Origin of the sequence: Microbacterium sp. AB (assembly GCF_032878875.1) — a bacterium.
Taxonomy (GTDB): Bacteria; Actinomycetota; Actinomycetes; order Actinomycetales; family Microbacteriaceae; genus Microbacterium; species Microbacterium betulae.
Genome location: NZ_CP118157.1, coordinates 2625645 through 2648394, shown reverse-complemented (window position 1 = coordinate 2648394; position 22750 = coordinate 2625645). Strand labels below are relative to the sequence as shown.

The following is a 22750-nucleotide window of genomic DNA, read 5'->3' as shown; positions in this document are numbered from 1 at the left end:
CCCCCACCGCGTCGGCAGGAGAGAACCACCCATGACAGAACACGACCCGTTCGGCTTCGTCGGCCTGACCTATGACGACGTCCTGCTCCTCCCCGGGCACACCGACGTCATCCCCAGCGAAGCGGACACGTCGTCGAGGCTGACCCGCCGCATCCGCGTGGCGATCCCCCTCCTGTCGAGCGCGATGGACACCGTCACCGAGGCGCGCCTGGCCATCGCCCTGGCCCGCCAGGGCGGCATCGGCATCCTGCACCGCAACCTCTCGATCGCCGACCAGGCGGCCGCGGTCGACCGCGTCAAGCGCAGCGAGTCGGGGATGATCACCGACCCGATCACGACGACGCCCGACGCGACCATCGCCGAGGTCGACGCCATGTGCGCGAAGTACCGCATCTCCGGCCTCCCCGTCATCGACGACGACGGTCGTCTCATCGGCATCATCACGAACCGCGACATGCGGTTCGTCTCCGACATCCAGCGTCCCGTCACACGCGTCAAGGACGTCATGACGAGCGAGAACCTCGTCACCGGGCCCGTGGGCATCGCGGCGGAGCAGGTCATCGCCCTCTTCGCCCAGCACCGCGTCGAGAAGCTGCCGCTCATCGACGACGAGGGCAGGCTCGCCGGCCTCATCACGATCAAGGACTTCGACAAGAGCGAGAAGTACCCGCTCGCGACGAAGGACGAGCAGGGACGCCTCCGGGTGGGCGCCGCGATCGGGTTCTTCGGCGACGCGTGGGAGCGCGCCGAGGCGCTGCGCGACGCGGGCGTGGACGTCCTCGTCGTCGACACCGCCAACGGCCAGTCGCAGGGCGTCATCGACATCGTCCGCCGGATCAAGGCCGACGAGTCGTTCGCGCACATCGACGTCGTCGGGGGCAACATCGCCACGCGCGAGGGGGCGCAGGCGCTCATCGACGCGGGCGTCGACGCCGTCAAGGTCGGCGTCGGGCCGGGCTCGATCTGCACCACGCGCGTGGTCGCCGGCGTGGGCGTGCCGCAGGTCACGGCCATCTACGAGGCGTCGCTCGCCGCGCGCGCGGCCGACGTGCCGGTCATCGCCGACGGCGGCCTGCAGTACTCGGGCGACATCGCCAAGGCGCTCGTCGCGGGCGCCGACACCGTCATGCTCGGCTCCCTCCTCGCGGGAACCGACGAGTCGCCGGGCGAGCTCGTCTTCCAGAACGGCAAGCAGTTCAAGCAGTACCGCGGGATGGGGTCGCTGGGCGCGATGCAGACGCGCGGCAAGCAGACCTCGTACTCGAAGGACCGCTACTTCCAGGCCGACGTGCCCACCGACGACAAGCTCATCCCCGAGGGCATCGAGGGGCAGGTGCCGTACCGCGGACCGCTCTCGGCCGTCGCCTACCAGCTCGTCGGGGGCCTCCGCCAGTCGATGTTCTACGTCGGCGCCCGCACGATCGACGAGCTCAAGACGCGCGGCAGGTTCGTGCGCATCACCTCGGCGGGGCTCAAGGAGTCGCACCCGCACGACGTGCAGATCGTCGTCGAGGCGCCCAACTACAAGAAGTAGGAGGAGGCCGCCTCCGGGGGGATGAGCGATCGACGGCGGGTAGGCTGATCGGGTGAGCAGTGACATCGAGCTGGGCCGCGGCAAGCGGGGTCGACCCGCCTACACGTTCGACGACATCGCGGTCGTCCCGTCGCGGCGCACCCGCAACCCGGAGGACGTCTCGACGACGTGGGCCATCGACGCCTACGCGTTCGACGTGCCGGTCGTCGGCGCGCCGATGGACTCGGTCGTGAGCCCGAGGACGGCGATCATGCTCGGCAGGCTCGGCGGCCTCGGCGTCCTCGACCTCGAGGGGCTCTGGACCCGGTACGAGGACCCCGAGCCGCTGCTCGCCGAGATCGCCTCGCTCCCCGAGCGCTCGGCGACCGCGCGCATGCAGTCGCTCTACGCCGAGCCCGTCAAGCCGGAGCTCATCACGGCGCGCCTCGCCGAGATCCGCGACGCCGGCGTCACGGTGGCCGGCGCGCTCTCCCCGCAGCGCACGAAGGAGTTCTACGAGCCCGTCGTCGCCGCCGGCGTCGACCTGTTCGTCATCCGCGGCACGACGGTCTCGGCCGAGCACGTCTCGAGCGCGGCGGAGCCCCTGAACCTTAAGGAGTTCATCTACGAGCTCGACGTGCCCGTCGTCGTGGGCGGCGTCGGCACGTACACGGCTGCCCTCCACCTCATGCGGACGGGCGCCGCGGGCGTGCTCGTCGGCTTCGGCGGGGGAGCGGCGTCGACCACCCGTGCGACGCTGGGCGTGTCCACGCCGATGGCGACGGCCGTGGCGGACGTCGCGGGCGCGCGTCGCGACTATCTCGACGAGTCGGGCGGGCGCTACGTGCACGTCATCGCCGACGGCGGCGTCGGGACGTCGGGCGACATCGTCAAGGCGCTCGCGATGGGCGCCGACGCCGTCATGCTCGGCGTCGCGCTCGCGCGTGCGACCGACGCGCCCGGCAACGGATTCCACTGGGGACCCGAGGCGCACCACCCGAAACTGCCGCGCGGCCACCGGGTGAGGGTCGACCAGGTCGGCACGCTCGAGGAGGTGCTCTACGGCCCCGCACTCGTCGCCGACGGCACGGCGAACCTCATCGGGGCTCTGCGCAAGTCGATGGCGACGACGGGGTACTCCGACCTGAAGGAGTTCCAGCGTGTCGACGTCGTCGTGAACCCCGTTCACTGATGTCCGATCCCGCGTCCTCCGGCCCCGCCGTGAGCGATCCGGACGAGCCCCTCGTCTTCCCGCCCACCCTGCGGGAGGTCATGCTGCGGCCGCGCTGGATCGCGATGCTCCTGCTGTGCCTCGTCGTCGCCGGCATCTTCTCCTGGCTGCTGTCCTGGCAGCTCGAGCGGGCGATCGACACGGATCCGCCCGTGGAGGGCGCGACCGAGGCGGTGCTCCCGATCGACGAGGTCGCGCAGCCGGGCGAGTACCTCGACGACTCGCTCGTCGGGCAGCGGGTCGAGGTCGAGGGACAGTGGGTTCCGGAGGACTTCGTCGTCGTGTCCTCGCGTTTCAACGACGGCGTCGAGGGGTACTGGGTCACCGGCCAGCTGCGCGTCGCCGATGCCGAGCGTCCGACGTCGGTCGCCGTCGCGCTCGGATGGACGGAGTCGCGCGAGGAGGCGGACGCCGCCGTGGCCGCCTTCGACGAGGCCGCGACCTCCGGCGGCGCGGCAGATCTCACGGGCCGCATCATCGCCGACGAGGGGCCGCAGCTGCCGCCGGGGGACGACCCGACGGAGATGATCCGGATGTCCCCCGCCGCGCTCCTCGGCGTGTGGCACGACACCGTCGTCGACGGCGAGCCGATCGACGTGTACCGCCAGTACCTCACCTCCGAGGATCCCGTCGCCGGCCTCGCGGAGACCGACCTCGTCGCGATCTCCTCGCCGGCGCCCGAGATCGGCAGCCCCGTCAACTGGCTGAACCTCTTCTACGCCGCCGAGTGGGCCATCTTCGCCGCGTTCTCGTTCTACCTCTGGTACCGCCTCGCCAAGGACGCCCGCGAGCGCGAGATCGAGGAGCTGACGGGCGGCAGCCCGGACGACGAGGACGACCTCGACGAGTAGGCCGTCGCGGGCCCGTCCCGCCTCGGGCGAACGATCAGGCGCGAGCCGTTTATGATGTCAGTCATGCCACAGCCCCGGATCTCCACCTTCCCTCAGATCCGCCGGGCGCTTCGTCTCTACCAGGTGACGTCCGTCGTCACCGGCGTCGGGCTCCTGCTGCTCGTCGCCGAGATGGTCTTGAAGTACACGCCGATCCACGTCGAGCTGTTCGCCGGCGGATCGGGGGGGCTGCTCTGGCTCGCGGATGCGATCCCGTCGGCCGAGTGCCGGTGGTACTCGTTGTTCTTCCCCGGCAGCGACGGCTGCGAGATCGTCTCCGCGGGGGACGGCCTGAACCTGTCGCTCGGCATCCTCATCGTCCACGGCTGGTTCTACGTCGTGTACCTCTTCGCGTGCTTCCGCCTCTGGAGCCTGATGCGCTGGACGTTCCCGCGGTTCCTGAAGCTCGCGGGCGCGGGAGTGGTCCCCTTCCTCTCCTTCTTCATGGAGTACTTCGTCGCCCGCGACGTGAAGCGCTACCTCGCCGACCGCGAGAGGGCCGCCGCGGAGAAGAAGGCGGCCAAGGCGGCGCAGGCCGCGTCGGAGAACCCGTCCGCCGACCACGCGGATCCGTCCGCCTCATCCCAGGAGGTCGCACGATGAGTGCCGACACCGCCGCGCGCCCCGTCCTCGTCGTCGACTTCGGCGCGCAGTACGCGCAGCTCATCGCGCGCCGCGTGCGGGAGGCCGGCGTCTACAGCGAGCTGGTGCCGCACACCGTCTCGGCGGCCGAGATCGCCGAGAGGAACCCCGTCGCGATCGTCCTGTCGGGGGGCCCGTCGTCGGTGTACGAGCCGGGAGCGCCGACCCTCGACCCCGGCGTCTTCGAGCTCGGCGTGCCGACGCTCGGCATCTGCTACGGCTTCCAGGTCATGGCACAGGCGCTCGGCGGCGAGGTGGCCCACACCGGCCTGCGCGAGTACGGCGCGACGGACGCCGCGCTCGTCGGCGACGGCGGCGTGCTGCTGGCGGGGCAGCCGGCCGAGCAGAACGTCTGGATGAGCCACGGCGACCAGGTCGTGCAGGCGCCGGAGGGCTTCGAGGTGCTCGCCGCCACCGCGGTGACCCCCGTCGCCGCGTTCGGGAGCGCCGAGCGCCGCTTCTACGGCGTGCAGTGGCACCCCGAGGTGAAGCACTCCGACTTCGGCCAGCGGATCATCGAGAACTTCCTGCACCGGGCGGCGGGCCTTCCCGCCGACTGGAACAGCGGCAACGTCATCGAGGAGCAGGTCGCCCGCATCCGCGAGCAGGTGGGATCGGCGCGCGTCATCTCGGCGCTGTCCGGCGGCGTCGACTCGGCCGTCTCGACGGCGCTCGTCCACCGTGCGATCGGCGACCAGCTGACGGCTGTGTTCGTCGACCACGGGCTGCTGCGCAAGGGCGAGCGCGAGCAGGTCGAGCAGGACTACGTCGCCTCCACCGGGGTGCGTCTCGTCACGGTCGACGCGGCGGAGACGTTCCTCGGTCACCTCGCCGGGGTCAGCGACCCCGAGCAGAAGCGCAAGATCATCGGCCGCGAGTTCATCCGCGCGTTCGAGAAGGTGCAGCGCGAGCTCGTCGAGGAGGCGAAGGCCGAGGGCGAGCCCATCGGGTTCCTCGTGCAGGGGACCCTCTACCCCGACGTCGTGGAGTCGGGCGGCGGCGCCGGCACGGCGAATATCAAGAGCCACCACAACGTCGGCGGGCTCCCGGAGGACCTCGACTTCGCCCTCATCGAGCCGCTGCGCACGCTCTTCAAGGACGAGGTCCGCGCCATCGGCCGCGAGCTCGGCCTCCCCGAGGGGATCGTCGGCCGCCAGCCGTTTCCGGGGCCCGGCCTCGGGATCCGCATCGTGGGCGAGGTCACCGCTGACCGTCTCGAGATCCTGCGTGACGCGGACGCCATCGCCCGCGAGGAGCTGAGCGCCGCCGGCCTCGACGGCGAGATCTGGCAGTGCCCCGTCGTGCTGCTCGCCGACGTGCGCTCGGTGGGCGTGCAGGGAGACGGCCGGACCTACGGCCATCCGATCGTGCTGCGCCCCGTCTCGAGCGAGGACGCCATGACGGCCGACTGGACGCGCCTGCCCTACGACGTGCTGTCGAAGATCTCCAACCGCATCACGAACGAGGTGCGCGAGGTCAACCGCGTCGTGCTCGACGTCACGTCGAAGCCCCCGGGGACCATCGAGTGGGAGTGATCCCCTCTCGAAGGCCGTCGTCGCATCCGCGTCGGCGGCCTTCGCCGTTCCGCGAGCGATCGGCACGCGGGAGGATGGGGGGATGACGTCCTACCGCATGCGCGACCGGCTCATCCGCGACCACACCGTGACCGTGCCGCTCGACTGGAGCGCGGCCGGCGACGGCCGCACGATCGAGGTCTTCGCTCGCGAGGTCGCCCATGTCGATCGCGTGGACGCACCCCTGCTCGTCTTCCTGCAGGGAGGTCCCGGCGGGAAGGGGCCGAGGCCCCTGCCCGGCGGCGACTGGATCGACGAGGTCCTCAAGACGCACCGCCTGCTGCTGCCCGACCAGCGCGGCACGGGACGGTCGACCCGCGTCGAGCGGGCGTCGATCGCGGGGATGGACGGCGCGCGGGCGGCCGCGTTCATCCGCCTCTTCCGCGCGGAGCAGATCGTCGCGGACCTCGAGCACATCCGGCGCGAGGTGTTCGGCGGCGTCCGCTGGCAGACGCTCGGGCAGAGCTACGGCGGATTCCTCACGCTCACGTACCTGTCGTTCCACCCCGAGGCGCTCGCGGCCTCGTATGTCACGGGCGGGCTGACGTCGACGCAGCCCGACGCCGCCGAGGTCTACCGGCGCACGCTGCCGCGCGTCGCGGCGAAGACGGCGGAGTTCTACCGCCGTCATCCGCACGACGCCGACGTCGTCGCGAGGGTCGTCGACGTCGTCGAGGGCTCCGACGTGCGTCTCCCCGGCGGAGACCGGCTCACGGCGCGGCGGCTGCAGACGCTCGGTCACGAGTTCGGCATGAAGCCCGGGTTCGATCGTGTCCACTGGCTCCTCGACGAGGCGTTCTCGCGCCCCGGCGTGCTGAGCGATCACTTCCTCGCGGCCGTGGACGACGCGACGCAGTACTGGGGCAACCCGCTCTACGCGCTCCTGCAGGAGGAGATCTACGCCCACGGCCGGGGGGCGACGGCGTGGGCGGCCGACCGGATGCGCGCGGAGCTCGGGGGGTTCGAGCCGGATCTGCGCCCCGTGCCCTTCACGGGTGAGATGTTCTTCCCGTGGACGTACGACGAGGTCGCGTCCCTGCGTCCGTTCCGCGACGCCGCGCACGCGCTCGCGGAGGACGAGGACCATCCCCGCCTCTACGATCGCGAGCGGCTCGCGGCGAACGAGGTCCCGGTCGCGGCGGCGATGTACTACGACGACATGTACGTCGACTTCGGGCAGGCCGAGGAGACGGCGCGCTTCGTGCCGAACACGCACCTGTGGGTGACGAACGAGTACGAGCACGACGGCCTGCGGCAGGACCCGCGCATCGTCCGGGAGCTCATCGACCGCGTCGTCGCCGAGGGCGGGCCGCTGAGCTGACGCGCGCGGCCGTCCGGCGTGCGCACCCCCGGAGCCGTACGATCGGAGACATCCGCACGGGAGCGTCCCGCGAGAGCGGAGCGCCCCCCGGAGAGACATGACCACCCCGACGACCCCCGCGCCCTCGGCGCGCCGTGCCCGCGGCGCCGTCTCCGCGCTGTTCCTCACCAACGGCGCGATCTACGCCAACCTCATCCCGCGTCTTCCCGAGATCAAGGACGCGCTGGGCCTGAGCGACACCGTGTACGGACTGTCCATCGCGGCCATGCCGGCCGGGGCGCTCCTCTCCGGGCTCGCGGCGGCCACGCTCATCCGTCGCGTCGGCTCCGGACGCCTCGCGGTGCTCGGTTCCGTCCTCCTCGCCGTCGCGATGCTCGCGGCGGGGCTCGCCCCGCTCCCCGTGCTGTTCGCGCTCGCCCTCTTCGTCGTGGGGATGCTCGACTCCGTCACCGACGTCGCGCAGAACACGCACGGCCTGCGGGTGCAGCGGCGGTACGGCCGTTCGATCATCAACTCGTTCCACGCGGTGTGGTCGCTCGGGGCCGTCATGGGCGGGCTGATGTCGGCTGCGGCGATCGCCCTGCGACTTCCGCTCGGCGTGCATCTCGCGATCACGGGCGCGATCTTCGCCGCGACGGCGCTCGTCGCGTTGCGCTTCTGCCTCCCCGGCCCCGACGGCGACGCGCTGGAGGACGGCTCGCCTCCCGCCGTCGTGCTCCGCTCGCGGCCGTCGCCGCGTGTCGCGCTGACGCTGGCGGGGCTCGCCCTCGTCGCCATCGCCGGCACGACCGTCGAGGACGTCGGCAGCTCGTGGGCGACGCTGTACATGGGCGAGTCCCTCGGAGCGCCGGCGCCGCTCGCCGCCATGGGGTTCATCGCCCTCATCGGCTCCCAGTTCGTCGGCCGGATCGTCGGCGACCGCCTCGTCGACCGGCTCGGACAGCGGACGGTCGCCGTCGCGGGAGGCGCGCTCGTCGTGGCCGGGATGGGTCTGGCGCTCGCGTTCCCGTCGATCCCCGGCACCCTCGCCGGCTTCGCGGCAGCCGGGTTCGGCGTCGCGACGCTCGTGCCGGCCGCGATGCAGGTCGCCGACGAGCTGCCCGGGCTCCGCGCGGGAACGGGGCTCACGATCGTGACGTGGCTCATGCGGCTCGGCTTCCTCCTCTCGCCGCTCGTCATCGGCACAGTCTCCGATGCGACCGAGCTGCGGGTGAGCCTGCTCGTCGTCCCCCTCTCCGGGGTCTTCGTCATCGCGCTGTCCGGCGTGCTGCGGCGCCGCGGATAGGCGCGGCGCCCGTCGCCGCCTCCGGCCGCGCGTTCTGCCCTGGGCGGAACGGGGTGCGACGGGCGGCGACGTGCGTCTACCGTGAGGGCATGGCCGAACCGATCCCGCTCCCGTCGCGTCCTGCGGACCCCGACCCGCTCTGGCGGCGTCTCGCCGGTGACCGCCTGCGTCGGATGCGGCATGCACGGGGGGAGACGCTGGCCGAGGTCGCGCGACGCGCCGGTGTCTCGGTGCAGTACCTCTCCGAGGTCGAGCGCGGGCTGAAGGAGCCGTCGAGCGAGATCGTCGCGGCCGTCCTCGGCGCCCTCGACGGCACGCTCCTCGACCTCACGACGGGAGTCGCCGAGGACCTGCGCGCCTCCGTCCCCGCCTCCGTCGCCCTCTCCGGGCCCGGAGCGCTCGCGCTCGCGGCCTGACGCCCCGCCGCCTCACCGCATCGTGAGCACGAGGTCGGCGAGCCCGTAGTCCACGGCCGCCGTCGCGGTGAAGACGCGGTCGCGATCGGTGTCGTGGCGCAGCGTCTCCCGGTCGTGGCCGGTGTGCCGTTCGAGGACGCCCTCCATGTCGCCGCGCACGCGCACGAGCTCGTCGGCGTGCAGGATGAGGTCGGGAATGGCGCCGCGGCTCTCCGCCGCCGGCTGGTGCAGGACGACGCGGGAGTGCGGCAGCACGGCCCGCTTGCCCGCGGTCCCCGCCGCGAGCAGCACGGCTCCCACGCCGATCGCCTGGCCCACGCACGTCGTCGCGACATCCGGGCGGATGTACCGCATCGTGTCGTAGACGCCCAGCATGGCGGCGGGATCGCCGCCCTCGCAGTTGATGTAGAGCTGGACGTCCCGATCGTGGCCGTCCGCCTCGAGATGCAGGAGCTGCGCGATGAGGGCGTTCGCGACGCCGGCGTCGATCGGCGTGCCGAGGTAGATCACGCGCTCGGCGAGCAGGTGCGAGTAGACGTCCATGACACGCTCCCCGCGTCCGTCCCGGGCGATGACGTTCGGGATCGTGTAGGTGCTCATGCGGTCGCCTCCGCTCCGAGCCCGACGCGGGAGCGCCGGTCGGGCATCACCTCGTGGAACCCGCTCACGATGCCGTCGACGAAGCCGTACTCGACGGCCTCCTGCGCCGTGAACCAGTTGTCGTGCAGCGAGTCGTCGAAGACGCGGCCGACGGGCTGGCCGGTGTCCTCGCCGATGATGCTCAGCACCGTGTCGCGCAGCCTCCGCAGATCGTCCGCCTGCAGCTCGACGTCCGCTGCCGAGCCGCCGATGCCCGCCGAGCCCTGATGCAGGAGCACGCGCGCGTGGGGCAGTGCGCGCCGCTTGCCGGGAGCGCCGGCGGAGAGCAGGAACTGACCCGCGCTGCACGCGAGGCCGATCGCGAGCGTCGACACGTCGCAGGGGACGAGGCGCATGACGTCGCGGATCGCCAGCATCGACGGCACGGAGCCGCCCGGGGAGTGGATCCACAGCGCGATGTCGGTGTGCGGATCCTCGGCGGCGAGCGCGAGCATCTGGGTCACGAGGAGGACGCCGTTGTCGTCGTCGAGCACGCCGTCGAGCACGAGCACGCGGCGATGGAAGAGCTCTCGTCGTGTCTCCGCGGTGAACTGGGGGGCCTTCGCGTCGTCTGTCATGCCCTCAGCCTGCGTGCCCGGGCCGGTGCGCGCGGCCGAATCCGCCCCCGGCGGATCTGCCGGGGGCGGATGGGGCCGTGACACGTCGCAGGAGTCCCGGTGCCGACACGCCGTGGGGCACGGCGTGTCGGCACCGGACCGGCGTCGTCCTTCCTGCGTCGTGCTCGGCCGGCGGGCTCAGCGGCGCGGGCCTCCGCCGCCTCCGCCCATGCCGCCGGCGAGGGCCTCGCCGGTCGTGGCGGTCGCCACGGACGAGCCGTCGACCGAGAACGTGTACGTCTCACCCGACACGACGTCGGCGCTCGAGAAGACGACCGTCTCGAACTGCTTCGCGGCGGTCACGGTGGCGAGCACGGTGCCGTCGGAGGAGAGCACCTCGACGGTCGACCCGGCCGAGCCCTGCGCCGCGGCGGCGACCCAGGCCTGCTCCGACTCCGTCGAGGGCGTCTCCGCCATCCCCGCGGATCCGAGCGCGATGAGCGTGCCGCCCGACACGGTGAACTCGCCGTTGGTGTCGAGCGCGCCGTTGCCCGAGTCCGTCGGGCCGGAGACGATCGTGGTTCCGCCCGTGATCTGCATCGACCCGTTGGAGTCGAGGCCGTCGCCGGCCGCGTCGATCGTGACGGTGCCGCCCGCGATGAGCACGACCTCGCCGGTGTCGCCCATCCCGCCCCCGCCGCCGAAGGAGTCCTGCGCGTCGTCGGCGCTCGCGGTGTCGTCGCTCGTCCCGGCGGAGCCGTTGATGCCGTCGTCGGTCGAGGTGATGTCGATCGTGCCGCCGCCGATCGCGATGGTGCCGGCCTCGATGCCCTCCTCCGAGGAGATCGTGACGGCGCCGTCCGTGACGACGACGTCGGTGAAGCCGTCGATGCCGTCGCTGCCGGCCGTGATGTCCAGGGTGCCGCCCTCGATGTCGACGTAGCCCTTCGTCTCGTCGGAGTCCTGGTCGGAGGTGAGCCCGTCGCCCCCCGCGTCGACGGTGATCGTCCCGTCGCGCACGGTGAGCGAGTCCTTGCCACGCAGGCCGTCGTCGGCGGCCGTGACGTCGATCGTGCCCGAGAGGACGACGAGGTCGTCCTTGCTCGTGATGCCGTCGTTCGCGGAGCCGTCGACCGCGAGCGAGCCGGTGCCCGAGATCGTCAGGTCGGCGTCGCTGTAGATCGCCGCGTTCGCGTCCGCGTCCGCGGCGTATGCGCCGGTCGAGGCGACGGAGTTCTCCGAACCGTCGGCGAGGAAGACCGCCACGTCGTCCGCGGTGTCGATCTGGATGCCCGGGACGCCGTCCGCCTCGATCGACGCGCCGTCGAGGATGAGGACGACCTGCGCGTCGTCGGGCGCGGCGACGACGACGGATCCCGTGTAGTCGCCGGACAGGCGGTAGACGCCGGCCGCGGCGATGGTCACCGTGCCGTCCGCGACCGTGACGCCGGAGGCGTCCGTCGTCGCGTCCGTTCCCGACAGCGCGATGTCGACCGCGTCGTCCGTCGACCATTCGTCGTCGTTCACGACCGTCTGATCGGCGTTCGCGTCGAGGACGGCCGTGACGCTCGAGACGTCGGCCGCCGCGGCGGAGGAGGTCGCGGTGCTCGTCTCGGAGGAGGACGTCGTCCCCGTGTCGGTCGCCGCGCTGACGGCCGCCGAGCATCCGGTGATGGTCGCCACCGCGAGCGCGAAGGCCACTCCGAGGCCTGCGCGCACGGCGCGTGGTCGGCCGGAGGCGCCGGAGCGGCGTCGGTCGGTTCGGTTGTCGGTCATGGTGTTCTCCCGTCGTGAGGGTCTGGTTCAGGCGGCGTGGAGCGCCGGATGGGCGCTCTCGTCGAAGTGCCGGCGGAGCACGCGGCTCCACTTGTTGGAGGGAAGGTCGGGGCGCATCGCCGCGAGGCCGGTGCCGAACTTGCTGATGCCCACGGGGCGGATGCCGCCGCGCCAGAGCAGGCGGTCGAGGGAGGACGCCCGGGACGACGACTTGGTCTCGACGATGACGAGGTCGGGCCGGGCCATGCCGTCGCCCCATGCGTCCGTCCAGGCGAGCTCGGTGTCGACCGTGGCCCGCGCGCCCTCGGGCAGCAGCAGCGTGGTGCGCCGGTAGGCCGTGTGCAGCGTGGGCTCGAGCGCGTCGGCGACGGCTGCGCCCAGGCCGAGCGACTCGACGGCCTCGGCGGCGTAGGCGCGGCCCTCGTCGGTGAGCCGGTCGACGGCGTCGGCCGGCTGCTCGATGCGCTCCTTGACGGTCGTGCCGCGGCTGCCGCGCGTCTTCATCTCGAGGAAGGCCGCATCGGTGTCGACGTAGTGGCGCGAGCGCAGCTTGAATCGGCGCCGGCGTCCGTGGGCGGCGAGGCGATAGCTCAGGAGGTCGGGGGTGTCGAAGTACATCGTCCCGTACTGCGACGCGCGGTCTCCGTCGATCTCGAGCACGCGGGTGCGCTCGTCCACGCCGTCCAGGATCCGGACGGCCTCGTCGGCGGTCATGAGGTACTTGCGGTCGACGCGCGTGAGCAGCTCCGCCTCGGCGACGAGGTCCTCGAGCGCGATGGGCGCGAAGCGGCGGGCGAAGCGGTCGGACAGCCGCGTGGCGGCGTTCACGCCGTCACCTCCTCGTGCGCCGGGAGCGTCGTGCGGCGGGCCGGCGAGGACGCCGTGCCGCGGCCGACGCGGTACCGCACGTCGACGAGCGTCGTGTCGTTGACGAAGTCGATGTGCTGGACCGAGAGCGCCCTGATCTCCCCGCCGAGGCGCTCCTCGAGCGCCTCGCGCAGGGCGTCCTCGTCGCCGATGGCCTCGTCGAGCTGCACCGTGCGATGCCGGTAGGAGGAGAAGAGCGCGGGATGATCGACGACCGCCAGGGTGAGGACGACGACGCCGACGAACACGGTCGACACGAGGCTGAACGTCTGGGCGAGCCCCGTCAGCAGGCCGATCGCGAGGGCCGCGAAGTAGTAGGCGACCTCGCGCTGGGAGATCTCGCTCGACCGCAGCCGGATGATCGACAGCACGCCGAACAGCCCGAGCCCGAGTCCCGCCGCGATCTCCGCCGACGCGAGGACGTTTGACACCGCGAAGACGCCGATGTTGACGCCGAAGAACGCGACGACGAGGTCGCGCCGGCGGTGCCGGTGGAAGTACACCGCGACGGTCAGCAGCGTGATGGCCACGAGATCGACGAGGAGCATTGTGAGATCGGGCATGTCGTTCACCTTTCGTTCACCTCAGTGAAGTCATGCGGCCTATGCGTTCCCTATGCCGCCGTTAGGCGAGGACATAGGGTTTCGACGCGGGGCGCCGGGAGACGCGTCCGTGGGCGAAGACCCACGCCCGCTGCGCGGCGAAGCCCGCGAACCACAGCGCGATCTCGGTGACGACCTTGGCGGTCACGAGCCCGACGCCGAGCGCGTCGAGCAGGGTCATGAGACCGACGTTGGCGGTGAGGACCGCGCCGGCCAGCGTCGCGTAGCGGACGAGCTCGACCCGCAGGGGCGCGCGCTCGCGACCGCGTCCGAACACCCACGTGCGGTTCACGGCGAAGTTCACGGTGGCGCTCACGAGCCGCGCCGCCACGATCGCGCCCTGCAGCCATCCGGTCGTCGCGAGGAACAGCCACAGCAGCAGCGCGTCGAGCGTCGCCGCGATCAGGGAGGACCCGAGGAAGGCGGCGAGCGGCGCCATGACGCGGAGCGAGTCGCGCAGCGGCCGGAAGTGGGAGCTGCGGTTCTCGTCGAGGTAGACGGTCTCGATGGGCGTCTGCGCGAGCCGGAAGCCGGCGCGGCGTGCGTTCAGGAGCATGATCGCCTCGTATTCGAATCGTTCGCCCGGGAGCCGCGTCGCCCAGGGCAGCGCCTGCGGCGGAAGGCCTCTCAGGCCCGTCTGCGTGTCGACGACCCGCTCGCCGATCGCCAGGGCGAAGAGCCTGGCCGACACGGCGTTGCCGAACCGGCTGCGCAGCGGCACGTCGTCTCCCGTGAAGTCGCGGACGCCCAGCACGATGACGTCGCCGGACCGCTCGGTCTCGCGCGCGACCCGGACGATGTCGTCGGGGGCGTGCTGGCCGTCCGCGTCGGCGGTCACGACGGCGGTGCCGGGATGGGCCGTGCGCGCGTATCGGAAGAGCGTGTGGAGGGCGGCGCCCTTCCCGCGGTTCGACCCGTGGCTGAGCACGGTCACGCCCTCGGCCTCGAGGGAGGCGAACACCGGCGCGGAGGCGACGCCGCTCCCGTCGTCGGCCACGACGATGTCGAGGCCGGGATCGCGCGCCCGCAGCGCGGAGGCGAGGTCGACGAGCCGGTGGTCGGGCTCGTATGCGGGGATGGCGACGACCGTCACGACGCGCCGCCGATGTAGAGGATGTCGCTCGTCGCGCGCTCGCCGCCGTTGGACGGCCTGTTCACGACCTCGCCGTCGAACCACATCTCGCTCGACCCGCCGCCGTCGAGGTTGTACGCCGTCTGCGCGCCGAGGCCGACCATGATCTCCGCGAGCTCGGGCAGGGTCGCGCCGCGACTGTAGCCCTCGTCGCGTCCGTCGACGACGACGAAGACGAGGTGCGTGGCGTCGACGACGCCGATCGCCGTGCGCGGCTGCTCGCCCTGGATGGAGTGGTTGCCGAAGTTCGTGTCGACCTCCACCTCGTCGACGCCGTCGATCGCCGCGCCGTCGCGCACGAGGGCGGGTCCGAAGGAGAGCGTGGTCCAGACGCCCGCATCGACGAGCGCCTGGGCGGTGGTCGCCGTCTCGTCGTAGATCTCGGCGTGGCCGTCCCGGTAGAGCGCGAGTCCCTCGCGTGCCCCGGCGTCGCGGTACGCGACGCCGTTGCGGACCTCGATGCCGGTGTCGCGGAAGCCGTAGTAGTCGCCGTTGACGGCGAACACCGCGCCATGTGCCTCGGCCATCTCCGACACGAGCTGGGTGATGTTCTCGCCGAACTGGTCCTGGGCGAACGCGGAGCGCAGCGCGGTGGGGTCGTCGAGCGTCACGTGCGCGACGTAGTGCGTGACGGTGTCGCTCCCCGAGCCCGTCGTCACCGTCTCGATCGAGACGTCCGCTCCCGAGCTGTCGGCGGCCATGGCGTCGCCGTCGACCGTCGCCGTCGTGCCCGAGGAGGCCGCCGTCCCCGACTCCTCCTCGGCCTGGGAGACGCTCGTCACCTCGACGTGGGGGATGAGGAAGCGATCGGCCGCCCACCAGGCTGCGGCGCCGGCTCCCACGACGGTGGTCGCGCCGCCGATGAGGAAGGCCCTGCGCGTCAGGATGCGTCGATCGGTCATGGCTCGATGCTCCTCGCGACGGCTATGGGGCCGCTATGCGAGGCGAACGGACGCGCTCCGAGGATCCCCGGGAAACGCCGAAGGCCGTCCCGGCGAACCGGGACGGCCTTCGCTCGGGAGCGTGGCGACTAGTCGTTGCCGCGGAGGATGGCGATCATGCGCAGGATCTCCACGTAGAGCCACACGACGGTGACCATGATGCCGAAGGCGGCCTGCCAGCCGAACTTGCGCGGGACGCCGTTGCGGACGCCCTGCTGGATCTGATCGAAGTCGAGGACGAGCGAGTACGCGGCCATGAACACGACGAGCACGCCGATGATCACGCCGAGCGGGATGCCCATGATCTCGACGGAGGAGCGCAGGCCCCATGCGGCGCCGTCGCCGAGGGCGCCCGTGAACATGAGGACCATGTTCACGAGCGAGAAGACGAGGTAGCCGACCATGGCGATGAGCAGGATCTTCGCGCCGCGGGCGGACGCGCGCACCTTGCCGCTCGCGAAGAGGGCGAGCGTCACGCCGACGACGGAGACCGTCGCGAGCGTGGCCTGCATGATGATGCCGGGGAAGAGGACCTCGAAGTACGCCGAGATCCCGCCGACGAAGAGCCCCTCGAATCCCGCATACGCGAAGATCAGCGGAACGCTCGGGGTCTTCTTGAAGGCGTTGACGAGACCGAGGATGCCGCCGCCGATGAGGCCGATGATCCACGGCGCCAGCGTGATGTCGCCGCCGCTCAGCGCGGGCGCCAACGTCCAGAAGAAGCCGACGACGGCGAACACGAGCATGAAGGCGAACAGGCCCACGGTCTTCCAGATCGTGTCCTCGACCGTCATGCGTCCGGTCTCGTACGCTCCCGCGGGCGGCGCCGCGAGCGCGCCCTCCATCCGGGCGTTCGCCGCGGCGTCGACGCCCACGTGGGCGAACTGGCCGCCCTGCACGAGGCCGCCTGCTGCGGGCGGGGTGGTGGGGGTGCTGTACTGCGCAGCCTGAGCGCCACCGGGGTAGCTCTGGACCGCGCGGGGATCCTGTGAGAAGGCGGGATGGTTGAAACCGGGGCTGGCCATGCTGTGGTCACTCCTATGGTCTGCTGACGGCATCGGCGAGTTCGAGGGGGACTCCACGATGATGCTGTCCCCCTACATTAGTCACGCGATGTTATGCGTGGGCTGTGATTCACGGGACGTTCGCACCCGGCGAACTACCCTGGGCGGCATGCCCTCCCGCCCTCCGCTCGTCATCGGCCACCGCGGAGCGCCCGGGTACCGCCCCGAGCATTCGCGTTCCTCCTACGAGCTCGCCTTCGCCATGGGCGTCGACGCCGTCGAGCCCGATGTGGTCGCGAGCCGGGACGGGGTGCTCGTCGTCCGTCACGAGAACGAGATCTCCGGCACCACGGACGTCGCGGATCGTCCCGAGTTCGCCGGACGCCGCACGACGAAGACCGTCGACGGCCGACGCCTCGCGGGGTGGTTCACGGAGGACTTCACCTGGGAGGAGCTGGCGACCCTGCGCGCGCGGGAGCGGCTCCCCGCCATCCGCCCGTCGAGCGCGGCCTTCGACGGCTCCGAGCCCCTCCTGACCCTCGTCGAGCTCCTCGGCCTCGTGCGCGAGGCGTCCGCCGACCGCGGCCGGGAGATCGGCGTCGTGCTCGAGGTGAAGCACGCGACCCACTTCGCGGCGGCGGGGCTCGACCTCGTGCCGCTCGTCGAGCGCGATCTGCGGGCGACGGGATGGCTCGACGGCTCGCGTCCGCTCGTCGTGGAGTCGTTCGAGCCGACCGTGCTGGCCCGCCTCCGCGAGCGCGGCGTCCCGGCCGCATACGTCTCGCTGCTGGAGGCCGCCGGCGCTCCGTTCGACCTCGTCGCGAGGGATGGAGCCGCCGCGCGGACGTATGCGGAGGCGGTGTCCCCCGACGGGCTCGACGACCTCGCCGACGCGGTCGAGGGGATCAGCGTGGACAAGAGGATGCTCCTGGAACGCGATCCCTTCTCCGGGCAGCGCCGCGCGGCCCCGCTCGTCGCGGCCGCGCGGGAGCGCGGCCTCCAGGTCTACACGTGGACGTGCCGGCCGGAGAACGCCTTCCTCGCCCCGGAGTTCCGCGGCGCCGGGGGCGGGGCGGCGCACGGCGACTACGCGGGGGAGTGGCGGGCGCTCCGCGACTCCGGCGTGGACGGCGTCTTCGTCGACCACGCCGATCTGGGCGCGCAGGTCTTCCGAGCCCCGTCCCTCAGCTGATGGAGCGGTCGGGCTCGTGCAGGAACATCCGGCGCACGGCGTGCTCCGCGGCGTCGATGTCGCCGGCGGAGATGCCGCGCGTCAGGTCTCGGACCTGACGGGCGGCGGCCTCCGGCGCGTCGAGGAGCAGCCGGGCTCCCCAGCTGCACGCCAGCAGGTCGCGCCACGCCCGGTCGAACGCGACGCGCAGGACCGGGTTCGCCGCGGCCTCGACGATCGCGTCGAGGAACGCGAAGGCCCGCTCGTAGATGAGCGGCTTCGACAGCGGCGTGGCCAGGCAGGCGACTGCGACCCCGCCGCCGAGCATCGCCGCGAACTCCCGCACCGGCGCGCTCATCCGCGGAACGGCGATGCGCAGCGCGATGCTGACCTGCGAGCCGAGATACTCGACGGCGTCCCGGAAGTCGTCTGCGGAGGCCTCCGCCACCCGGCAGCGGCGAGCCGCGACGTCGTAGACCAGTCCGACGCGCCGCAGTCGCACCAGCGATTCCCGCACGAGGATGCGCGGAACGCCGAGCGACTCCGCGATGCGGGCGTCGTCGACACGGCTTCGCGGCGCGAGTGCACCGGAGACGATCTCGTCGCGGATGTGACCGAACACGTCCTCGATGGTTAGTGCACGCGAATCGACGACGCGCGTGACATTTATGGTGCGCCCCATGGGAACCCCTCCCCTTCGCACCACGGTAGCGCTCCGCCCGTCTTCAGGCCAGTTCCGCCTGCCTTTCGGGGGGCGGCTGTCCCACGGTCGCGTCGAAGATCTCGAGGATCGTCTGCTCGGCGCGATGCGCGTCGCGAGCGCGGATCGCGTCTCGCAGGTCGTCGAACAGCGGCGCGATCGCGCGGGGGTGCGCGTCCGGCGACACGCCCCCTCGGATGTTGCGCTCGAGCGTGAAGCGCGCCTCGTTGGTCGCCGACCGGAACACGGGATTGCCGGTGTGCTCGACGAGGAACAGGAAGCACGTGAAATAGCGCTCGTGGACGCGCTCCGCGTCGCCGGAGTCGACCGCCTCCCAGAGGCTGTCGACCAGGGCGATGCTCGCGTCCTGCTCCGCAGGCGTCATCCGGGCGATCGCGATCCGGGCGGCGATGCCGGTCTGGTGCCGCGCGTACTCGATCGATGCCGCGACCATGGCCGGGGTGATCTCGGTGACCCGCGTGTACCGGCTGGCCGACATCTCGATCAGCCCCTCGCGTTCCAGGCGTTGGAGCGCCTCGCGCACGGGCATGCGCGAGACCCCGAGACTCTCGGCGATGTCGAGGTCGCGTATCCGTTCACCGGGCGCGAGCGATCCGTCGACGATCGCCGCGGCGATCCTGTCGTAGACGGCATCTCCCAGCCGGGCCGGCGGCAGATCGACTCTACGGGTGAAATGCGGCATCCTCAGCTCCCACTCGACGCGAACGGATGCACTTTACCGTCAGATCCTATTGTATGGTGCAGCGGCGCGGGTGAGGTACCTGGGGAGCGCTGCTCCGTCGGAGGCCGCGCCTAGACTCGGAGGCGACATGACAGACGCCCTCTTCCCCCTCGCCCCCGACGCCGACGACCTGCTGGCGGGGCTCAACCCGCCGCAGCGCGAGGCCGTCGAGTACCGCGGGCCCGCGCTGCTCATCGTCGCGGGCGCGGGCTCCGGCAAGACCCGGGTCCTCACGCATCGCATCGCCTCGCTCCTGCGCAGCCGGGAGGCCTGGCCGAGCCAGATCCTCGCGATCACCTTCACGAACAAGGCCGCGGGCGAGATGCGCGAGCGCGTCGAGCAGATCGTCGGCGACGGCGCACGAGGCATGTGGATCTCGACCTTCCACTCGGCGTGCGTCCGCATCCTGCGGCGCGAGGCCGAGCAGTTCGGGTTCACGAAGGCGTTCACGATCTACGATTCCGGCGACTCGCGCGCCCTCCTGAAGAGACTCGTGAAGGAGCGTGAGGCCGATGCGTTCGGCCTCACGCCCGCGGGCGTCCAGTCGAAGATCTCCAAGCTCAAGAACGAGCTCGCCGACGCGGAGTCGTACGCCCGCGACGCGAACATGAGCGACCCCGCCGAGAGGGCGTTCGTCGAGATCTTCGGCGACTACCAGCGCGAGCTGCAGAAGGCCAACGCGTTCGACTTCGACGACCTCATCGGTCAGACCGTGTTCCTCTTCCGGGCGTTCCCGCATGTCGCCGACGTCTACCGCAAGCGCTTCCGGCACGTCCTCGTCGACGAGTACCAGGACACCAACCACGCGCAGTACCAGCTGATCCGCGAGCTCACGCGGCCGGTCCAGACCGACGTCTCGTCCGGCGGGGCGGCCGTCCTGATCCCCGAGGCCGACGGGGCCTCCCTCACCGTCGTCGGCGACTCCGACCAGTCCATCTACGCGTTCCGCGGCGCCGACATCCGCAACATCACCGAGTTCGAGCGCGACTTCCCCGGCGCCAAGGTCGTGCTCCTCGAGCAGAACTACCGCTCGACCCAGAACATCCTCGACGCGGCGAACTCCGTCATCCGCAACAACTTCGACCGCAAGGACAAGAAGCTCTGGAGCGATCAGGGCGAGGGCGAGAAGATCGTCGGCTTCACCGGCTACTCGCAGCACGACGAGGCGCAGTTCGTGGCGGACGAGATCGACCGGCTCCGGCGCGGCGGCGTCGACTATCAGCAGATGGCCGTCTTCTACCGCACGAACTCGCAGTCGCGTGCGCTGGAGGAGATCTTCATCCGCGCGGCCGTCCCGTACAAGATCATGGGCGGCACGAAGTTCTACGACCGCGCCGAGATCAAGGACGCGCTCGCCTATCTCGTGGCCGTCGCGAACCCGGCGGACGAGATGGCCGTCCGGCGCATCCTGAACAGGCCCCGACGCGGCATCGGCGATGTGACCGAGACGGCGATCGCGCGCTTCGCGACCGACAACGGGATGTCGTTCCGGGATGCGCTCGCGCACCCGGCGGAGATCGGCCTCGGCCCCAAGCTGCAGAAGGCGATCGCCCAGCTCGACGACGTCCTGAGGGAGGCGAGCGGCATCCTCGTCCCCGCCTCGGGCGAGCAGCCGTCTCCGAAGGCGGTCACCGAGGGGCTGCGGGTGCTGCTCGACAAGAGCGGCTACTCCGACGCGCTGCGACGGAGCCGCGACCCGCAGGACGAGGCGCGCGTCGAGAACCTCGACGAGCTCGTCGCGGTCACCAGGGAGTTCGCGCGCAACAACCCGGAGGGGACGATCGTCGACTTCCTCACCGAGGTCGCGCTCGTGTCCGACACCGACGACATCGACGACGCGTCGGGGGCGGTGTCGCTCATGACGCTGCACACCGCGAAGGGCCTCGAGTTCGACGCCGTCTTCCTCACGGGCGTCGAGGAGGACCTGATCCCGCACCGGATCTCGGCGGGCGAGCCGGGCGGGCCCCAGGAGGAGCGGCGTCTCTTCTACGTCGGGATCACGCGCGCGCGCAAGCGCCTCTACCTGTCTCTCGCCATGACGCGCGCACAGTTCGGCGAGGTCTCGGTCGCGATGCCGAGCCGCTTCCTGCAGGAGATCCCCTCGACCCTCGTCGACTGGCGTCAGTCGCCGGGCGACGTCAACTCGCGGGGCGGGCTCCAGTCGCGCGCGCTCAACGGGCGCCGCACGACGGGAGACCGGTGGGGTGTGAAGCCGCTGCCGGCCGGGGGAGGACTCACGCCGACCTCGACCGCCATGGACAAGTTCCCCGGTCTCGTCACCAACAAGATGCGCGACAACGGCGACCTCGAGCTCGCCGCCGGCGACCGCATCCGTCACGACGACTTCGGCGAGGGACGCGTCGACGCGGTCACGGGCGACGGCGCGAAGCGCATCGCGCACGTGCGCTTCGACACCGCCGGCTCGAAGAAGCTGCTCATCAAGGTCGCCCCGATCACCAAGCTCTGAGCGTGATGGGGCCGCGGCCGGCGAGCGAGCCCGTGCGGCAGAGGCCCGGCTCGTCCGCCGGGCGGGCCGCCGCCTCCGCGAGGAACCTGGGGGAGCTGTGCGAACCGGGCTGCGGGCGTTCGGTCGCCCCGTAGGCTGGGCGCATGGGCCTGTTCTCGAGGAAGAAGAAGACCGACCCCGCCGACCAGGAGCCGTCCGAGCCCTCGGCCGGGGCGGGGGAGACCGCCGAGAGCGCGCCCGCCGACGAGTCCCCCGAGGTCGGCATCTCGTTCTCGGCCTTCCGCGGGGTGGGCGCGCAGTCCGGCCCCGAGGTCGCTGCGCCGTCCGACGACGCCGCCACGCCCGAGGCGTCCCCCGCCCCCGAGGCTCCCGCCGCCCCGCGCGTGACGCGCACCCCCGCGCCCCAGCCGGGCCCTCCCGCGCGTCCGGCCCTCCCCAAGGCCCCCGCTGCGCCGCCGGTCCAGCTCGAGACCGTGCCGGGACTGCGCGACAACGCCCTGCTGCGCGACGCCCTCGCGGCGCTGCCCGAGAAGCCCAGCGGCCCCCAGGTGATGGGCGTGCTGCGTCAGCTGCTCCAGGGCCACGTCTTCCTGCGGGTGAAGGGAGACGCACGCCAGCAGATCTCCGAGGGCAAGGCCGTGACGTTCGGCGTCGCGCGCATCGGGGACAAGAGCTTCATCCTCGCCTTCAGCTCCGGCAAGGCGCTGCGCGAGGCGGTCCAGAGTGACGGCGACGCCGCGACCTCCGCCGTGTCGCAGCCCGTGTCGGCCCTGCTGAAGCAGCTCGTCGGCGGGGACTTCGGCGGCATCGTCATCGACAACGCCTCCGCTCCGCACCGGGTCGTGCTGCCTCGTGACATCGTCGAGCAGGCGGTCACGCAGGCCGATCCCGAGTTCCGCCTGAAGTCGCTGCTCACCGCGCCGCGGGAGGCGGACACCCCTCGCCGGGTCGCCGCCCTGCTCGCCGAGGCTCCGCCGCTGTGGGTCGCCGTGGGCTCGCTGACGGAGGACGACTCGAAGATGGGCATCGCGGAGGCGCGCCTGTCCGACGGCACGCGCCTCGTGCAGATCCACTCCCATCCGCTCGAGATCGTCGCGCAGGGCCGCGGCGAGAAGGCGCTTCCGATCCAGGTCGCCAAGCTCGGCAAGATGCTGCGCGAGCATGCCGACCTCGGCGGCGTGCTGATCGACCCCGCCGGTCCGCTCATCACGCTCACACGCGACGAGCTCGCCCCCGTGATGGCTCTGGGGGAGTAGGCACGCGGCCGCCGGAGCGGGCCG

At 71.8% G+C, this 22750-nt stretch carries 21 protein-coding genes; 11 read left to right on the top strand and 10 right to left on the bottom strand.

Annotated elements, in window-relative coordinates; all coding sequences use genetic code 11:
* Positions 1-31: 31 nt before the first annotated feature.
* From guaB to N8K70_RS12510, 8 genes are all read left to right on the top strand, one after another.
* Positions 32-1534, top strand: coding sequence for an IMP dehydrogenase (gene guaB, locus N8K70_RS12545; RefSeq protein WP_317138683.1), 1503 nt, complete (start codon positions 32-34; stop codon positions 1532-1534).
* A gap of 52 nt (positions 1535-1586) precedes the next feature.
* Positions 1587-2705, top strand: coding sequence for a GuaB3 family IMP dehydrogenase-related protein (locus N8K70_RS12540; protein WP_317138682.1), 1119 nt, complete (start codon positions 1587-1589; stop codon positions 2703-2705).
* On the top strand, positions 2705-3595 hold the full coding sequence (locus tag N8K70_RS12535) for an SURF1 family protein (RefSeq protein ID WP_317138681.1): 891 nt from the start codon (positions 2705-2707) through the stop codon (positions 3593-3595). The genes N8K70_RS12540 and N8K70_RS12535 overlap by 1 nt, the downstream gene beginning before the upstream one ends.
* Positions 3596-3658: 63 nt before the next feature.
* Positions 3659-4237, top strand: coding sequence for a DUF3817 domain-containing protein (locus tag N8K70_RS12530; RefSeq protein ID WP_317138680.1), 579 nt, complete (start codon positions 3659-3661; stop codon positions 4235-4237).
* On the top strand, positions 4234-5811 hold the full coding sequence (gene guaA / locus N8K70_RS12525) for a glutamine-hydrolyzing GMP synthase (protein ID WP_317138679.1): 1578 nt from the start codon (positions 4234-4236) through the stop codon (positions 5809-5811). The genes N8K70_RS12530 and guaA overlap by 4 nt, the downstream gene beginning before the upstream one ends.
* Before the next feature lie 82 nt (positions 5812-5893).
* Positions 5894-7171, top strand: a complete 1278-nt coding sequence (locus tag N8K70_RS12520) for an alpha/beta fold hydrolase (protein WP_317138678.1) — start codon at positions 5894-5896, stop codon at positions 7169-7171.
* A gap of 97 nt (positions 7172-7268) precedes the next feature.
* Entirely contained in the window at positions 7269-8456 is a 1188-nt protein-coding gene (locus N8K70_RS12515; RefSeq protein WP_317138677.1) for an MFS transporter, read from the top strand.
* 89 nt (positions 8457-8545) lie between these two features.
* On the top strand, positions 8546-8872 hold the full coding sequence (locus N8K70_RS12510) for a helix-turn-helix domain-containing protein (RefSeq protein WP_317138676.1): 327 nt from the start codon (positions 8546-8548) through the stop codon (positions 8870-8872).
* Positions 8873-8884: 12 nt separating this feature from the next.
* On the opposite strand, the gene N8K70_RS12505 is transcribed toward N8K70_RS12510, so the two are convergent.
* The 8 genes from N8K70_RS12505 to N8K70_RS12470 form a co-directional block, all read right to left on the bottom strand.
* On the bottom strand, positions 8885-9472 hold the full coding sequence (locus N8K70_RS12505) for a ClpP family protease (RefSeq protein WP_317138675.1): 588 nt from the start codon (positions 9470-9472) through the stop codon (positions 8885-8887).
* The gene (locus tag N8K70_RS12500; protein WP_317138674.1) at positions 9469-10089 is read right to left on the bottom strand and encodes a ClpP family protease; all 621 of its coding nucleotides are present in this window, start codon (positions 10087-10089) and stop codon (positions 9469-9471) included. Before N8K70_RS12500 ends, N8K70_RS12505 begins: the two co-directional genes overlap by 4 nt.
* 177 nt (positions 10090-10266) lie before the next feature.
* On the bottom strand, positions 10267-11844 hold the full coding sequence (locus tag N8K70_RS12495; protein ID WP_317138673.1) for a carbohydrate-binding domain-containing protein: 1578 nt from the start codon (positions 11842-11844) through the stop codon (positions 10267-10269).
* Positions 11845-11871: 27 nt separating this feature from the next.
* Complete coding sequence (locus N8K70_RS12490) at positions 11872-12672, bottom strand: polyphosphate polymerase domain-containing protein (protein WP_317138672.1); 801 nt, start codon at positions 12670-12672, stop codon at positions 11872-11874.
* Positions 12669-13274, bottom strand: a complete 606-nt coding sequence (locus tag N8K70_RS12485) for a DUF4956 domain-containing protein (RefSeq protein ID WP_317138671.1) — start codon at positions 13272-13274, stop codon at positions 12669-12671. The genes N8K70_RS12490 and N8K70_RS12485 overlap by 4 nt, the downstream gene beginning before the upstream one ends.
* 61 nt (positions 13275-13335) lie before the next feature.
* Positions 13336-14406: a bifunctional glycosyltransferase family 2/GtrA family protein gene (locus N8K70_RS12480; RefSeq protein ID WP_317138670.1), complete on the bottom strand. Its 1071-nt coding sequence runs from the start codon at positions 14404-14406 to the stop codon at positions 13336-13338.
* Positions 14403-15347 carry a phosphodiester glycosidase family protein gene (locus tag N8K70_RS12475; RefSeq protein WP_317138669.1) on the bottom strand — a complete coding sequence of 315 codons (945 nt, stop codon included), beginning with the start codon at positions 15345-15347 and terminating at the stop codon, positions 14403-14405. The genes N8K70_RS12480 and N8K70_RS12475 overlap by 4 nt, the downstream gene beginning before the upstream one ends.
* A 128-nt stretch (positions 15348-15475) precedes the next feature.
* Positions 15476-16411 (bottom strand): Bax inhibitor-1/YccA family protein, encoded by a 936-nt coding sequence (locus tag N8K70_RS12470; protein WP_317138668.1) that lies wholly within the window; start codon positions 16409-16411, stop codon positions 15476-15478.
* A 148-nt stretch (positions 16412-16559) separates the two neighbouring features.
* Between N8K70_RS12470 and N8K70_RS12465 the strand changes: the two genes are divergently transcribed.
* The gene (locus N8K70_RS12465; RefSeq protein ID WP_317138667.1) at positions 16560-17582 is read left to right on the top strand and encodes a glycerophosphodiester phosphodiesterase family protein; all 1023 of its coding nucleotides are present in this window, start codon (positions 16560-16562) and stop codon (positions 17580-17582) included.
* On the opposite strand, the gene N8K70_RS12460 is transcribed toward N8K70_RS12465, so the two are convergent.
* Complete coding sequence (locus N8K70_RS12460) at positions 17575-18183, bottom strand: GntR family transcriptional regulator (protein WP_317138666.1); 609 nt, start codon at positions 18181-18183, stop codon at positions 17575-17577. The two genes, N8K70_RS12465 and N8K70_RS12460, sit on opposite strands and share 8 nt — an antisense overlap.
* A gap of 103 nt (positions 18184-18286) precedes the next feature.
* Positions 18287-18964, bottom strand: coding sequence for a GntR family transcriptional regulator (locus N8K70_RS12455; RefSeq protein ID WP_317138665.1), 678 nt, complete (start codon positions 18962-18964; stop codon positions 18287-18289).
* A gap of 127 nt (positions 18965-19091) precedes the next feature.
* Between N8K70_RS12455 and N8K70_RS12450 the strand changes: the two genes are divergently transcribed.
* Both N8K70_RS12450 and N8K70_RS12445 read left to right on the top strand, forming a co-directional pair.
* Entirely contained in the window at positions 19092-21470 is a 2379-nt protein-coding gene (locus N8K70_RS12450) for an ATP-dependent helicase (RefSeq protein WP_317138664.1), read from the top strand.
* Positions 21471-21613: 143 nt separating this feature from the next.
* A complete protein-coding gene (locus N8K70_RS12445) occupies positions 21614-22726 on the top strand; it encodes an SseB family protein (protein WP_317138663.1) in 1113 nt (370 codons plus the stop codon).
* The last annotated feature ends 24 nt before the right edge of the window (positions 22727-22750 follow it).